Genomic DNA, 16,150 nt, shown 5'->3' with positions numbered 1-16,150 from the left:
GTTCTATCCACAACCTCAAAGCAATGCTTTGAGCTGACTTCGTCAGTTCTATCTACAACCTCAAAGCAGTGCTTTGAGCAACCTGCGGCTAGTTTCCTAGTTTGCTCTTTGATTTTCATTGAGTATTATTTTACCACATTTCATGGAAAAATGGAGAAAATTTTCAGAAAAGAGAAAGAGAACCCGAAGGCTCTCTCATTCTCTTTTATTCTACTGTTTCTTCCACAGTTTCAACGGCAGTATCCACAACTACTTCTGTTGTTTCTTCATTCCCTTCTTCCTCTACTGAAGGATTAAGGTATTCTTCTTCGTTGACAGCATGTGGTTCAAGGTTACGGTAACGGGCCATACCAGTACCTGCTGGGATAATCTTACCGATGATAACATTTTCCTTGAGTCCAAGGAGATGGTCTTTCTTACCACGGATAGCCGCGTCAGTAAGGACACGAGTTGTTTCCTGGAAGGAAGCCGCTGACAAGAAACTGTTGGTTTCAAGTGAGGCTTTGGTAATTCCCATAAGGACTGGACGACCAGTCGCTGGAACTCCACCTGCGATAAGGACATCTTTGTTGGCATCTGTAAAGTCATTGATATCCATAAGGGTACCCATGAGAAGGTCTGTATCTCCTGGATCCATGACACGGACTTTACGAATCATTTGACGAACCATTACCTCGATGTGTTTGTCACCGATTTCTACCCCTTGGCTACGGTAAACTTTTTGTACTTCACCGAGAAGGTAAGTTTCAACTGACAAGACATCACGAACTGCAAGGAGACGTTTTGGTTGGATAGAACCTTCTGTAAGAGCAGCACCACGCGCTACTTGGTCTCCAACTTCTACACGCATACGAGCTGTAAATGGAACGACATATTCACCTTCGCCAGTTTCACCCTTAACAAAGACTTTCTTAGTACGAGTTGATGCATCTTCTTCGATAGCGGTAACTTGTCCTTTAACCTCTGTGATAACCGCTTCCCCTTTAGGATTGCGGGCTTCAAAGATTTCTTGGACACGAGGAAGACCCTGAGTGATATCGGTATTTGAGGCAACCCCACCCGTGTGGAAGGTACGCATTGTCAGCTGTGTACCAGGTTCCCCGATAGATTGGGCAGCGATTGTACCAACTGCTTCACCAACTTCAACCGCATCACCAGTCGCCAAGTTGATACCGTAACAGTGACGGCAGACACCATGACGAGTGTTACATGTAAATACAGAGCGGATAGTAACTTCTTCTACACCAGCATTGACAATTTCACGCGCCTTGTCTTCTGTAATCAACTCATTTGGACCAATGATTACTGCACCAGTTTCTGGATGTTTAACAGTTTTCTTAGTGTAACGACCATTGAGACGCTCTTCGAGTGACTCGATCATTTCTTTTCCTTCTGCGATAGAACGGATCAAGAGACCACGGTCTGTTCCACAGTCATCCTCACGGATGATAACGTCTTGGGCAACGTCAACCAAACGACGAGTCAAGTAACCTGAGTCGGCTGTCTTAAGGGCCGTATCAGTCATACCTTTACGGGCACCGTGAGTTGAGAAGAACATTTCGAGTACCGACAAACCTTCGCGGAAGTTTGAAAGGATTGGCAATTCCATGATACGTCCGTTCGGAGCAGCCATCAGACCACGCATACCGGCAAGCTGTGAGAAGTTTGAGATGTTACCACGGGCTCCTGAGTCCATCATCATAACGATTGGGTTCTTAGGATCTTGGTTGGCAATCAAGCGTTTCTCAAGTTTTTCACGAGCAGCACGCCATTCAGCTGTAACGGCATTGTAACGCTCGTCGTCTGTGATCATACCACGACGGAATTGTTTTGTGATTTGTTCGACACGTTTGTGTGATTCTTCAATGATTTCAGCCTTGTCATCAACGACTGGGATATCGGCAATACCCACTGTCAATCCTGCAAGAGTTGAATGGTGGTAACCGAGGTTCTTCATGCGGTCAAGTAGGGCAGAAGTTTCTGTCGTACGGAAACGTTTGAAGATTTCAGCGATGATATTTCCAAGGTTTTTCTTCTTGAATGGGGGGTTAAGTTCAAGATTGCTGATTGCTTCCTTGATATCTCCACCAAGTGGCAAGAAATATTTAGCTGGAACGCCTTCTGTCAAGTTGGCATTGTTTGGTTCTTGCAAGTATGGTAGACCCTCTGGCATGATGTCGTTGAAGAGGATTTTACCAACTGTTGTAAGCAAGACTTTATGTTTTTGCTCTTCTGTCCAAGGCTTGTTGAGGCTGTCTGTTGCGATACCAACACGTGAGTGAAGGTGAACATAACCATTACGGTAAGCCATAACCGCTTCGTCACGGTCTTTGAAGACCATTCCTTCACCTTCACGGCCAGCTTCTTCCATGGTCAAGTAGTAGTTACCCAAAACCATGTCCTGAGATGGTGTAACAACTGGTTTACCATCTTTCGGGTTCAAGATATGCTCAGCAGCGAGCATGAGGATACGAGCTTCTGCTTGGGCTTCTTCTGAAAGCGGTACGTGGATGGCCATTTGGTCCCCGTCAAAGTCGGCATTGTAGGCTTCACAGACAAGTGGGTGCAAGCGAAGGGCCTTACCATCAATCAAGACTGGCTCGAAGGCTTGGATACCCAAACGGTGAAGGGTCGGTGCGCGGTTCAAAAGCACTGGGTGTTCTTTAATCACTTCTTCAAGGATATCCCAGATACGCTCATCTCCGCGTTCCACCAAGCGTTTAGCTGCTTTGACGTTTTGCACGATATCACGGGCAACGATTTCACGCATGACAAATGGTTTAAAGAGTTCAATCGCCATTTCACGTGGCACACCACATTGGTACATCTTAAGAGTTGGACCAACGGCGATAACTGAACGTCCTGAGAAGTCAACACGTTTACCGAGCAAGTTTTGACGGAAGCGTCCTTGTTTACCTTTAAGCATGTGGCTCAATGATTTCAATGGACGGCTACCTGGTCCTGTGATTGGACGACCACGACGACCATTGTCAATCAAAGCGTCAACCGCCTCTTGAAGCATACGCTTCTCATTTTGAACGATGATACCTGGTGCATTCAACTCAAGCAAACGAGCCAAACGGTTGTTACGGTTGATAACACGGCGGTAAAGGTCGTTCAAGTCAGATGAGGCAAAACGGCCACCATCCAACTGCAACATTGGACGAAGATCTGGTGGAATAACCGGAAGGATGTTGAGAATCATCCATTCAGGTTTGTTTCCAGACTTATAAAAGGCATCCAAAACATCCAAACGACGGATGGCTTTGACACGTTTTTGTCCAGTAGCTGTTTTTAACTCTTCTTTGAGTTCAGCAATTTCTTTTTCAAGATCTACTTGTTTCAAAAGGTCTTGAATGGCTTCGGCACCCATCTTGGCAACGAATGATCCATAACCATACTCACGCAAGCGCTCACGGTATTCGCGCTCTGTCATGATAGACTTGTGCTCAAGTGGTGTATCCTTAGGATCAATCACCACATAAGCCGCAAAGTAGATAACTTCCTCGAGGGCACGAGGGCTCATATCAAGGGTCAAGCCCATACGGCTTGGAATCCCCTTGAAGTACCAGATGTGAGATACAGGAGCTTTCAACTCAATGTGCCCCATACGCTCACGACGAACTTTCGTACGCGTTACTTCAACCCCACAGCGGTCACAAACAATTCCTCTGTAACGAATGCGTTTGTACTTACCACAAGCACATTCCCAGTCTTTTGTAGGACCAAAGATAACTTCATCAAAGAGTCCTTCACGTTCTGGTTTCAAGGTACGGTAATTGATTGTTTCAGGTTTTTTGACTTCTCCATAAGACCATGAACGGACTTTACTTGGAGAAGCTAGGGTGATTTGCATACTTTTAAAACGATTTACATCAACCACTATTTCTTCCCTTTCTATTCTAAGTGAACTGCTTATTCTTATTCAGCAGCTTCTTCTGTTGCTTCCGCTTTTGTTGCTTTCTCAGCTTCTTCAGCTTCAAAGGCTGCTTTAGCCTCTTGGGCTGCTTTTTCGCGGGCTTTTTCAAGGTCATCTACGTGGATGACATCTTCGTCCATTCCTTCATCCAAGTCGCGAAGTTCCACTTCTTGGTCATCTTCGTCTAGGACACGCATGTCAAGACCAAGAGATTGCAATTCTTTGACAAGAACTCGGAAGGATTCTGGAACACCTGGTTTTGGAATTGGTTTTCCTTTTGTAATAGCTTCATAAGCTTTCAAACGTCCGTTAATATCGTCAGACTTGTAAGTCAAGATTTCTTGAAGGACATTTGACGCACCATAGGCTTCAAGAGCCCAAACCTCCATCTCACCAAAACGTTGTCCACCAAACTGAGCTTTACCTCCGAGTGGTTGTTGAGTAACGGTTGAGTATGGCCCGACTGAACGTGCGTGCAATTTATCATCAACCATGTGGTGGAGTTTGATCATGTACATGACACCAACTGACACACGGTTATCAAATGGTTCACCAGTACGTCCATCGTAAAGGATTGTCTTGGCATCGCTATCCATACCAGCTTCTTTAACAGTTGACCAAAGGTCTTCAGAACTTGCTCCGTCAAAGACTGGTGTTGCGATGTGAATACCAAGAGTACGAGCCGCCATACCAAGGTGGAGCTCCATAACCTGACCGATATTCATACGTGATGGCACCCCAAGTGGGTTCAACATGATGTCGACTGGAGTTCCGTCTGGAAGATAAGGCATGTCTTCTACAGGAACGATACGAGAGACAACCCCTTTGTTTCCGTGACGTCCGGCCATCTTATCTCCGACCTTGATCTTACGTTTTTGAGCGATGTAGACACGAACCAGCATGTTAACACCTGATTGCAACTCATCTCCATTTGCACGTGTAAAGATCTTAACATCACGAACGACACCATCGGCACCGTGTGGTACACGAAGAGAAGTATCACGAACTTCACGAGACTTGTCACCGAAGATAGCGTGCAAGAGACGTTCTTCAGCTGAAAGGTCTTTCTCACCCTTAGGTGTTACTTTACCTACAAGGATATCACCTTCTTTAACCTCAGCACCGATACGGATAATACCCATTTCGTCAAGGTCTTTAAGGGCATCTTCACCAACGTTTGGAATTTCACGAGTAATTTCTTCAGGCCCAAGCTTTGTATCGCGTGTTTCTGATTCGTATTCTTCAAGGTGAACAGATGTATAGACATCGTCTTTGACCAAGCGTTCGCTCATGATAACAGCATCCTCGAAGTTGTAACCTTCCCAAGTCATGTAGGCAACGATTGGGTTTTGTCCAAGCGCCATTTCTCCATTTTCCATAGAAGGTCCGTCAGCGATAAAATCGCCTTTTTCAACGACATCGCCAACTTTAACAAGCGTACGTTGGTTGTAGGCAGTACCTGAGTTTGAACGACGGAATTTTTGGATGTGGTAAACGTCCAATGAACCATCTTCACGACGAACTTCTACCTTGTCAGCATCTGCGTAAGTAACTTTACCATCATACTGAGCAATCACAGCAGCTCCTGAATCGTGGGCTGCTTGGTATTCCATACCAGTACCAACGTAAGGTGCTTGAGGATTGATCAATGGCACAGCCTGACGTTGCATGTTGGCTCCCATGAGGGCACGGTTGGAGTCATCGTTTTCCAAGAAAGGAATACATGCTGTCGCAACGGCAACTACCTGTTTTGGTGAAACGTCCATGTAGTCAACAATATTAGCTGGATACTCTTGGTTAACCCCTTGGTGACGTCCCATGACAATCTTCTCAGCAAATGTTCCATCTTCATTCAGACGAGAATTAGCCTGTGCTACAGTAAATTCATCTTCTTCATCGGCTGTCAACCAAACGATTTCGTTGGTAACAACACCTGTTTCACGGTCAACTTTACGGTATGGTGTTTGAACAAAACCATACTTGTTCAAATGTCCGTAAGATGACAAGTTGTTAATCAAACCGATGTTAGGTCCTTCAGGTGTCTCGATTGGACACATACGACCGTAGTGAGTGTAGTGCACGTCACGTACTTCATATCCAGCACGGTCACGTGTCAAACCACCAGGTCCCAAGGCTGACAAACGGCGTTTGTGAGACAACTCAGAAAGCGGATTGTGTTGGTCCATGAACTGTGACAACTGTGATGAACCAAAGAATTCTTTAACCGCAGCTGTTACAGGACGGATGTTGATGATTTGTTGTGGTGTCAAGACTTCGTTGTCTTGAACAGACATACGTTCACGGACATTACGTTCCATACGAGAAAGTCCCAAACGTACTTGGTTGGCAAGCAATTCACCAACCGCACGGATACGACGGTTTCCAAGGTGGTCGATGTCATCTACACGGCCAAGGCCTTCAGCCAAGTTGAGGAAGTAGCTCATCTCAGCAAGGATATCAGCAGGAGTGACGATACGAACCTTGTCATCTGGATTAGCATTACCAATGATGGTTACAACACGGTCTGGATCAGTTGGTGCAACAACCTTGAATTTTTGAAGAACAACTGGCTCAGTCACAACCGCTGCATCATTCGGAATGTAAACAATCTTGTTCAAGTCACCATCCAAATGGCTTTCAATACTTTCAATCACGCTACGAGTCATGATTGTACCAGCTTCTACCAAGATTTCTCCTGTTTCAGGGTCTACCAATGGCTCAGCAATGGTTTGGTTGAGCAAACGTGTTTTAACATTGAGTTTTTTATTGATTTTGTAACGACCAACTGCTGCCAAGTCATAGCGACGTGGGTCAAAGAAGCGAGCTACAAGCAAGCTACGTGAGCTTTCAGCAGTCTTAGGCTCACCTGGACGGAGGCGTTCGTAGATTTCTTTCAAAGCTTCGTCGGTACGAGAGTCCATTGGGTTCTTGTGGATATCTTTTTCAACAGTGTTGCGAACCAATTCGCTGTCACCAAAGATATCAAAGATTTCATCATCACCTGAGAAACCAAGGGCACGAACCAAGGTCGTAAATGGAATCTTACGAGTACGGTCGATACGAGTGTAGGCGATGTCTTTTGAGTCGCTTTCAAGCTCCAACCAAGCTCCACGGTTAGGGATAACAGTTGAACCATATCCCACTTTACCGTTTTTATCAACTTTGTCGTTAAAGTAAACACCTGGTGAGCGGACCAACTGAGATACGATGATACGTTCACCACCATTGATGATAAAAGTACCCATTTCTGTCATGATTGGGAAATCACCAAAGAAAACTTCTTGGGTCTTGATTTCGCCTGTTTCTTTATTGATCAAGCGGAAGGTTACAAAAATTGGTGCTGAGTAGCTAGCATCGTGGATACGAGCTTCTTCTAGCGTGTATTTTGGTTCCTTGATTTCATATCCAACAAATTCCAACTCCATTGTGTCTGTGAAGTTTGAAATTGGCAATACATCTTCAAACACTTCCTTAAGACCATGGTCTAGGAAATCTTTGAATGAGTCAGTTTGAATTTCAATCAAATTTGGTAAGTCAAGAACTTCTTTGATTCTTGAAAAACTACGACGGGTACGATGTTTCCCGTATTGAACGTCATGTCCTGCCAAGATGATTCTCCTTTGTAAATAAGTTCCAAGCCTTGTCAATTAGGCTTTTCTAATCGTCATATGGTTGTAAAACCCTTATCACCGTGTCCCTTTGATGAATTTTCAGAATCTTTAAGTCTTTGTTACAACCGCTCGAAATCCTGAAAAAAAGCACAAAAAGAGCAGCTAAATCTGACTTTTTCAGAAGATTTAACTGCTGTGAGCCTTGTCTGGACAATATTTCAGACAAAACCTACGACAAATGATTATTCATATTATACCCTATTTAGCTAGATTTTTCAAGGGATTCTGTAGATTTTTGGTAATTTTTTTTCGTAGGTAACTTCTCAAAGTAACTTCTACTTACCTAACCGAAGTGGAAATTAGTCTAAAACGGATTTTTATGGTGGAATTAAGTCTGAGACGTTTGAAAATGTTTTAATAGCAACAACGTACTATTCTAGTTTCAATCTGCTATAGAAGTTACCCTTTTCATTCTCTCAAAAGTCAATCATAAAAGAGGAAAAATCGAAGTTCCTCCTCTTCACTGTTTACTATCGAATCAAGTAAATCAAATCGTTACTCATTCACAATTTTTTCATCAACTTTAGGGTTTAGAGTTGTTCCCCAATGTGTAATTGTACGCTGTTGTACTAGTGGTAAGTCTGTGCGGTTGTAAACTGTACGCCATGGTTCCCATACAAGACCCGTCTTTTCTTGAACCTTGATACGAAGATTACGGACATTTCCTTTAAATTGAATCTCTGTTTGGAAGCCTGAAGTTCTGTTTTTTCCGTTATCTTCCCATTGACGTGAACGAATTTCTGGATTTCCTTGTTCATCATATGTAATTTCATCCCAATAGATGTAGTAACGCGCAACATAAGCACCCTTATGATGAAGTTTCAAGAAACCATTTTTGTAAGAAGTAACCTTCGTTTCGATATAGTCTGTACTATTTTGTAAAGTTGCTTGGGCATTATCTTTTAGGAAGGCAGTCTTATATGAGATTGGCACAGCTGGACTTTGAGCGCTAAAGTTAGCTCCTTCTCTGATGAGTTCCTTCAAGTTTTCGACTGTTCCTGTGACAACTTTGGCGGCACCGCTAGCATTACCTCCTACAATTACCGCTGTTACAGAAGTATTCTTCAATAGACGGCTCCATTCAGAATTTGGAGCAATTGTTGCGCCTTTGATAACCGCATTGATAGCTGCTTTTAATTCAGTAGACTTACTTGTTGACTCAAACTTAACATAGATTTGACGTCCGTAAGAAACGTTTGATACATATACAGGTGGAGTTTGTGAATCAACGCCTCTCTGTTTTAAATCTTCAGGTGTCACACTCTTGTCAAATACAGCCGCTGGATTGGTCGGTGCATCAAATGTCGCTGTATAGTAGATTTGTTTAAAGTTTACAACTTCAATTTGCTTTTCACCCTTTTGCACAGCCTCAAAGTCAATCTTGAGCGGTGCACCTGCTTTTTCAAAGTCTGCACCAAATTTTGCTTTCAATTGATTCATGCTATAGGCTGTAGTTGATTCATACTGAACACGGGCAGGAACGGAATGGCTAGATGAGTAATTCTTTGTCCATCTTTCAACCAAGGTATTCATCGCAGACTGCATACCACTAGTTGTAGGATCTGCTTCAATTCGGCTGTCAGACTGAATCATACCAGGTAAATCGACGCTGACTGTCCCCTTTGCACGGGCAAGACTAATCAATTCTGGCTGATTTTCTAGCAGATTTTGGTTTGCCTTATACAAGCCACCTAGGAAGACATTTTGATTTCCATTGATGGAAACATCTGCTGTGCCTGTAGAGAGGGTTTTCTTGATTTTTTCTACAACGACAAACTCTCCATTTTGTTCCTTAGCACTTGTGTTGTAGCGATTTTCTAATGTTTCTCCTTTGCGAGTTAAAATATCCAAAGGATTATAAGTTAAGCCAAAAAGGTAGTCTTTCAATGCTGATTTTTGATTTACTACTGGTGCAGTTCTATCCTGTCCAACTTGAGTTGTTGCTGAACGGAATACTTCCACTTCTGCCAAGCTCAATGGGGTATTTTTAGTTTTCAACTCCACTTTTACATAACGAGCGCCTTTGGCGGTGAAGAAAACTTCAAGTTCTGCCTTCCCATTCAAACTATCAAAGTGTTGACGAGCAACTTCTTGTTTTGCTTCATTTAACAAAACAACATCAAAATTGGAAAGACGATTAGCTACATTCCCATCTCCACGATTGTAAAGTTTAACTTTTCCAACATTCTCTGTTTTTCCAAGATCAACTTGCCACCAAGCATTGTCTTCAAAGTTTGTGTGTGTTACAGAATGGTGCCCGTAATCACTGTCAACATTACCGTCCACTGCTCGTGTAGCAGCTCCTCCATAAGCAGTAGAACTTTGACTAGCTTGTTTTCCACGAGCGATGTTTTCTGTCTCAACTGGACGATTCCCTTGCTCTGTAGCCAAAGCTACTCCCTGAGCGCTCAATAAAAAGGCCGCAACAACAGCACTACACACACCGAGTCCACACTTTTTGACAAAGCGATGCAAACGTTTTTCTTGATTCATTCCTTATTCCTCCGTTTTTAAATGAATACGTTTTCCTATTTGTCTATAGTTTATCAAATTTCAAGTAAAAGTCAAGCACAAATCAGCAAAAAAGTCAAGAAAATAAGAAGAAAACGTTTGCTGAATTTTTCTGATATTTTCTTTAGATTTCCAGTAAATACTATAGTTTGGAAACTAGATAAAACTTGAGAAGCGCCAGCTTTTTCTCTTCCTATTTATAGTTTCGCTAGATGAACTTTTTAAAGAAATATTAGAGAGCAATTTCTGAATAAAAATAGCTGGGAACACATCATCTTCCTAATAATACGGCTTGTCTTATGTGACATTTTTATACTATTCGAAAATCTCTTCAAACCACGTCAACGTCGCCTTGCCGTACTCAAGTACAGCCTGCGGCTAGTTTCCTAGTTTGCTCTTTGATTTTCATTGAGTATTATTTCCATTATTTATACTGATATATAAAATAATACGGAAAACTTCTCAAAAGTAAGAATTTCTTTTACAAACCAAAGAAAACGCTTGCATATTGTTTTACTACATGCTATACTGATATAGAAATTTATTGATTGGAGAATCATTATGAGAAAAACACCAGCTCAAACTGAGAAAAAAATGGTCTACAGCATCCGTTCCCTCAAGAATGGAACTGGTTCTGTCCTTATCGGCGCAAGCCTTGTCCTACTTGCTATGGCTACGCCAACTATCTCAGCCGACGAAAGTACAACAACCACTAACGAACCCAGCAACGGAAATACAACCATCCTTGCCCAACCTCTTACTGATACAGCAGCTGGCTCTGGTAAGAAGGAAAGTGATATTTCTTCACTCGAAAATGCAAACGCTTCCCTAGAGAAAGCAGAAGAAAAACCTGCAACAGATCCAACAACTCCTGTTGCAAGCCCAGCCGATTCAGCACCACAAACTGGACAAGATCGTTCAAATGAGCCAACTACTTCTACTAGTCCAGTAGCAACTGAAACTAAGGCAGAAGAGCCAATCGAAGACAACTACTTCCGTATCCATGTCAAAAAACTTCCTGAAGAAAACAAGGATGCTCAAGGACTCTGGACTTGGGATGATGTTGAAAAACCTTCTGAAAACTGGCCTAACGGAGCCTTGTCCTTCAAGGATGCTAAAAAAGACGACTACGGCTACTACCTAGATGTCAAATTAAAGGGAGAACAAGCTAAGAAAATTAGCTTCCTCATCAACAATACAGCTGGAAAAAATCTAACCGGCGATAAATCTGTAGAAAAACTGGCACCAAAGATGAATGAGGCTTGGTTGGACCAAGATTACAAGGTTTTCTCTTACGAACCACAACCTGCAGGAACTGTTCGCGTCAACTACTACCGCACAGATGGCAACTATGACAAGAAATCTCTCTGGTACTGGGGAGATGTGAAAAATCCAAGTAGCGCTCAATGGCCTGACGGAACAGACTTTACGGCTACAGGTAAATACGGTCGCTATATCGACATTCCTCTTAATGAAGCTGCGAGAGAATTTGGATTTTTGCTATTAGATGAGAGCAAACAAGGAGACGACGTGAAAATCCGTAAAGAAGATTATAAGTTTACAGATTTGAAAAATCATAGCCAAATTTTCCTAAAAGACGATGACGAATCGATTTACACAAATCCATACTATGTCCATGATATCCGTATGACAGGAGCCCAACACGTAGGCACTTCTAGCATTGAAAGTAGTTTTTCAACACTTGTTGGTGCTAAAAAAGAGGATATCCTCAAGCACTCCAACATCACTAATCACCTAGGAAACAAAGTAACTATCACCGATGTTGCAATCGATGAAGCTGGTAAGAAAGTGACCTACAGCGGAGATTTCTCTGACACAAAACATCCTTATACCGTTAGCTACAACTCTGACAAATTCACTACCAAAACAAGCTGGCGCCTGAAAGATGAGACTTACAGCTATGATGGTAAACTTGGAGCTGAACTCAAAGAAGAAGGAAAACAGGTTGATTTAACTCTCTGGTCACCAAGTGCTGATAAGGTTTCTGTTGTTGTCTACGACAAGAATGACCCTGAAAAAGTAGTTGGAACTGTCGCTCTTGAAAAAGGGGAAAGAGGAACTTGGAAACAAACTCTAGATAGCACAAACAAATTAGGAATCACAGATTTCACTGGCTACTATTATCAATACCAAATCGAGCGTCAAGGTAAAACTGTTCTTGCACTCGATCCTTACGCTAAATCCCTCGCTGCTTGGAATAGTGACGATGCTAAGATTGACGATGCCCATAAAGTGGCTAAAGCCGCCTTTGTAGACCCAGCTAAACTAGGACCTCAAGACTTGACTTATGGTAAGATTCGCAACTTCAAATCGCGCGAAGATGCTGTCATCTATGAAGCTCATGTGCGTGACTTCACTTCAGATCCTGCCATCGCAAAAGATTTGACTAAGCCATTTGGTACTTTTGAAGCCTTTATCGAAAAACTAGACTACCTCAAAAACTTGGGTGTAACCCACATCCAGCTCCTTCCAGTCTTGTCTTACTACTTTGTCAATGAGTTGAAGAACCACGAACGCTTATCTGACTATGCTTCAAGCAACAGCAACTACAACTGGGGATATGACCCTCAAAACTACTTCTCCTTGACTGGTATGTACTCAAGCGATCCTAAGAATCCAGAAAAACGAATCGCAGAATTTAAAAACCTCATCAACGAAATCCACAAACGTGGCATGGGAGCTATCCTAGATGTCGTTTATAACCATACAGCTAAAGTCAATCTCTTTGAAGATTTAGAGCCAAACTACTACCACTTTATGGATGCTGATGGGACACCTCGAACTAGCTTTGGTGGTGGACGTTTGGGAACAACCCATTATATGACCAAACGGCTCCTAGTTGACTCTATCAAATATCTAGTTGATACCTACAAAGTGGATGGCTTCCGCTTCGATATGATGGGAGACCATGATGCGGCTTCTATCGAAGAAGCTTACAAGGCTGCACGCGCCCTCAATCCAAACCTCATCATGCTTGGTGAAGGTTGGAGAACCTATGCTGGCGATGAAAACATGCCTACTAAAGCTGCTGACCAAGATTGGATGAAACATACCGATACTGTCGCTGTCTTCTCAGATGACATCCGTAACAACCTCAAATCTGGTTATCCAAACGAAGGTCAACCTGCCTTTATCACAGGTGGCAAGCGTGATATCAACACTGTCTTTAAAAATCTCATTGCTCAACCAACCAACTTTGAAGCAGACAGTCCTGGAGATGTCATCCAATACATCGCAGCACATGATAACTTGACCCTCTTTGACATCATCGCTCAGTCTATTAAAAAAGACCCAAGCAAGGCTGAGAACTATGCTGAAATCCATCGTCGTTTGCGACTTGGAAATCTCATGGTCTTGACTGCTCAAGGAACTCCGTTTATCCACTCTGGTCAGGAATACGGACGTACTAAACAATTCCGTGACCCAGCCTACAAGACTCCAGTAGCAGAGGACAAACAACCAAACAAATCTCACTTGTTGCGTGATAAGGACGGCAATCCATTTGACTATCCTTACTTCATCCATGACTCTTACGATTCTAGCGATGCAGTCAACAAGTTTGACTGGACTAAGGCTACAGATGGAAAAGCTTATCCTGAAAATGTTAAGAGCCGTGACTATATGAAAGGGTTGATTGCCCTTCGTCAATCTACAGATGCCTTCCGACTTAAGAGTCTCCAAGATATCAAAGACCGTGTCCACCTCATCACTGTTCCAGGTCAAAATGGTGTAGAAAAAGAGGATGTAGTAATTGGCTACCAAATTACTGCTCCAAACGGTGATATCTACGCAGTCTTTGTCAATGCGGACGAAAAAGCTCGCGAATTTAATTTGGGAACTGCCTTTGCCCACCTCAGAAATGCTGAAGTTTTGGCAGATGAAAACCAAGCAGGACCAGTAGGAATTGCCAACCCTCAAGGGCTTAAATGGACTGAAAAAGGTTTGAAATTGAATGCCCTTACAGCTACTGTTCTTCGAGTCTCTCAAAATGGAACTAACCATGAGTCAACTGCAGAAGAGAAACCAGACTCAACCCCTTCCAAGCCTGAACATCAAAATGAAGCTTCTCACCCTGCACATCAAGATCCAGCTCCAGAAGCTAAACCTGATTCTACTAAACCATCTGCAACAGTAGCTGATGCAGAAAATAAACCTAGCCAAGCTACAACTGGTTCACAAGCTTCACAACCACATAAAGACAATAATACTCAATCACTTCCATCTACGCCTACTCAAACTATTGTCACTTCCTATACTCCAGCTTATACAAATAAGAAACCGGAAACTCCAAATCAGGCAACTAAAGCTAGTTGGAAACAAGAAAATGGCATCTGGTATTTCCATAAAGCAGACGGTTCTCTAGCTACTGGTTGGATCAAAGATGGAGATACTTGGTATTATCTAAAAGATGATGGCTCTATGTCAACTGGTTGGGTAAAAGATGGCAATGTTTGGTACTTCCTAAATAGTAACGGTTCTATGTCAACCGGTTGGGTTAAAGATGGAGATACTTGGTACTATCTAGATCCATCAGGAGCTATGAAAGAAAATCAATGGTTTGAAGTTTCTGACAAATGGTACTATGTTGATTCATCAGGTAAACTTGCAGTTAATACAAGAGTTGAAGGCTATTTGGTCAATGAAAACGGTGAATGGGTTAGCTAAAACTGCTACTGTATAACCTTTGCATAGCTAGATATAACTAATCCAAATACAGGAAGCTCAACGATAACAAACTCCTGTTGGCAGGAATCAACCTCCTTGCCCTTCTAGGTCTCGGGTTCTTGCTAAAAAACAAAAAAGAGAACTAAACTAGCCCTCCTATAGAAAAATCCCCCAAGCCTTACAGCTCGGGGGATTAGTTTTTGTACAATATTTGTCGTCCTAATAAGCCTGATTAAGATTTTTTATTAAGCCTCTTTCATGGCAAAATAAGTCCGTACTTTGGGTGCAACTTGTGTGCCGAAGAGTTCAATAGCTCTCAGAACTTGTTCATGAGGCATGGAACCAAGCGGTAGATGGAGCATGAAGCGGTCCAATCCTAAATCCTCAATCATACGAATCAATTTTTCTGCCACCTGATCTGGATTTCCCACAAACATGGCGCCATTTGGTCCAACTTGCTCTAAATATTGTTCATAACGCAATTCCTGCCAGTGCGGGCGATCTTTGGAAATAGCATCCACTACTTGCTTGGTCGGATGGAAATAATCTTTCACAGCCTGCTCGCCATCTTCAGCAATCCACCCCCAAGAATGAGCCCCAACCTTTAACTCATTACTGGTATGACCCGCTTCGCTACCAATCTCACGATAAGCCTGAATCAACTTTTTAAAATAACGCGGATTCCCACCAATAATGGCATAGACAATCGGTAGACCTGCCTGAGCAATCTTCACTGTTGATTCGACATGGCCACCTGTCGCTATCCACAAGGGTAATTTGTCCTGAACTGGACGAGGATAAACTTCCTTGCCAGAGATTGTTTGGGTCAATCGCCCTTGCCAGTCTATCCTGGTCTTCTCATTGACTAACTGGAGCAAGTCTAATTTCTCATCAAAAAGGGCTTCGTAGTCTTTCAAATCATATCCAAACAAGGGAAAAGATTCCGTGAAAGAACCCCTTCCAGCCATAATCTCCGCACGTCCATTTGACAAAGCATCGATAGTGGCATACTGTTGGAACAAGCGAATCGGATCCATGCTCGAAAGAATGCTGACTGCACTGGTCAAACGGATTTTATTGGTATTAACTGCCCCAGCGGCCAGAACAATCTCTGGGGCTGATACTGCAAAATCCTCTCGATGGTGCTCACCAATCCCATACACATCCAAACCAACCTTATCAGCCAGTTCAATCTCTGCCACCAACTGACGAATGCGTTCGGCATGACTGTAAGTTTCCCCAGTCCCTTCAAGCTCCGTTGTTTCCCCAAATGTTGAAATTCCCAATTCTACCACAGTGATTCTCCTTGTCTACCTCTGTCCTTCAATTTGAAAAATTATTCTAACACGAATCTTAAGTACAA

5 protein-coding genes are annotated in these 16,150 nt (G+C 42.8%); 1 reads left to right on the top strand and 4 read right to left on the bottom strand.

The window, feature by feature from the left end:
• Positions 1–205: 205 nt before the first annotated feature.
• The 3 genes from rpoC to HT714_RS05580 all read right to left on the bottom strand — a co-directional run bounded on the left by rpoC (position 206) and on the right by HT714_RS05580 (position 10,083).
• On the bottom strand, positions 206–3,883 hold the full coding sequence (gene rpoC / locus HT714_RS05590; protein ID WP_173225215.1) for a DNA-directed RNA polymerase subunit beta': 3,678 nt from the start codon (positions 3,881–3,883) through the stop codon (positions 206–208).
• Between the two features lie 38 nt (positions 3,884–3,921).
• Positions 3,922–7,527, bottom strand: a complete 3,606-nt coding sequence (gene rpoB / locus HT714_RS05585; RefSeq protein WP_173225212.1) for a DNA-directed RNA polymerase subunit beta — start codon at positions 7,525–7,527, stop codon at positions 3,922–3,924.
• 558 nt (positions 7,528–8,085) lie between these two features.
• Complete coding sequence (locus HT714_RS05580; RefSeq protein ID WP_173225209.1) at positions 8,086–10,083, bottom strand: thiol-activated cytolysin family protein; 1,998 nt, start codon at positions 10,081–10,083, stop codon at positions 8,086–8,088.
• A 579-nt stretch (positions 10,084–10,662) separates the two neighbouring features.
• On the opposite strand from HT714_RS05580, the gene HT714_RS05575 reads away from it, so the two are divergent.
• Positions 10,663–14,787, top strand: coding sequence for a pullulanase (locus tag HT714_RS05575; protein ID WP_240148102.1), 4,125 nt, complete (start codon positions 10,663–10,665; stop codon positions 14,785–14,787).
• 245 nt (positions 14,788–15,032) lie between these two features.
• Here HT714_RS05575 and HT714_RS05560 read toward each other — a convergent pair whose 3' ends face one another.
• Positions 15,033–16,082, bottom strand: a complete 1,050-nt coding sequence (locus HT714_RS05560; protein ID WP_173225206.1) for an Atu2307/SP_0267 family LLM class monooxygenase — start codon at positions 16,080–16,082, stop codon at positions 15,033–15,035.
• Between the last annotated feature and the right edge of the window lie 68 nt (positions 16,083–16,150).

It is taken from the genome of Streptococcus sp. 3705, from assembly GCF_013277145.1.
Taxonomy (GTDB): Bacteria; Bacillota; Bacilli; order Lactobacillales; family Streptococcaceae; genus Streptococcus.
This window is presented reverse-complemented; position numbering and strand designations above follow the sequence as displayed.

Coding starts and splice junctions, on each gene's coding strand:
- HT714_RS05580 (WP_173225209.1), bottom strand. CDS start 10,083: ATGAATCAAGAAAAACGTTTGCATCGCTTTGTCAAAAAGTGTGGACTC.
- HT714_RS05575 (WP_240148102.1), top strand. CDS start 10,663: ATGAGAAAAACACCAGCTCAAACTGAGAAAAAAATGGTCTACAGCATC.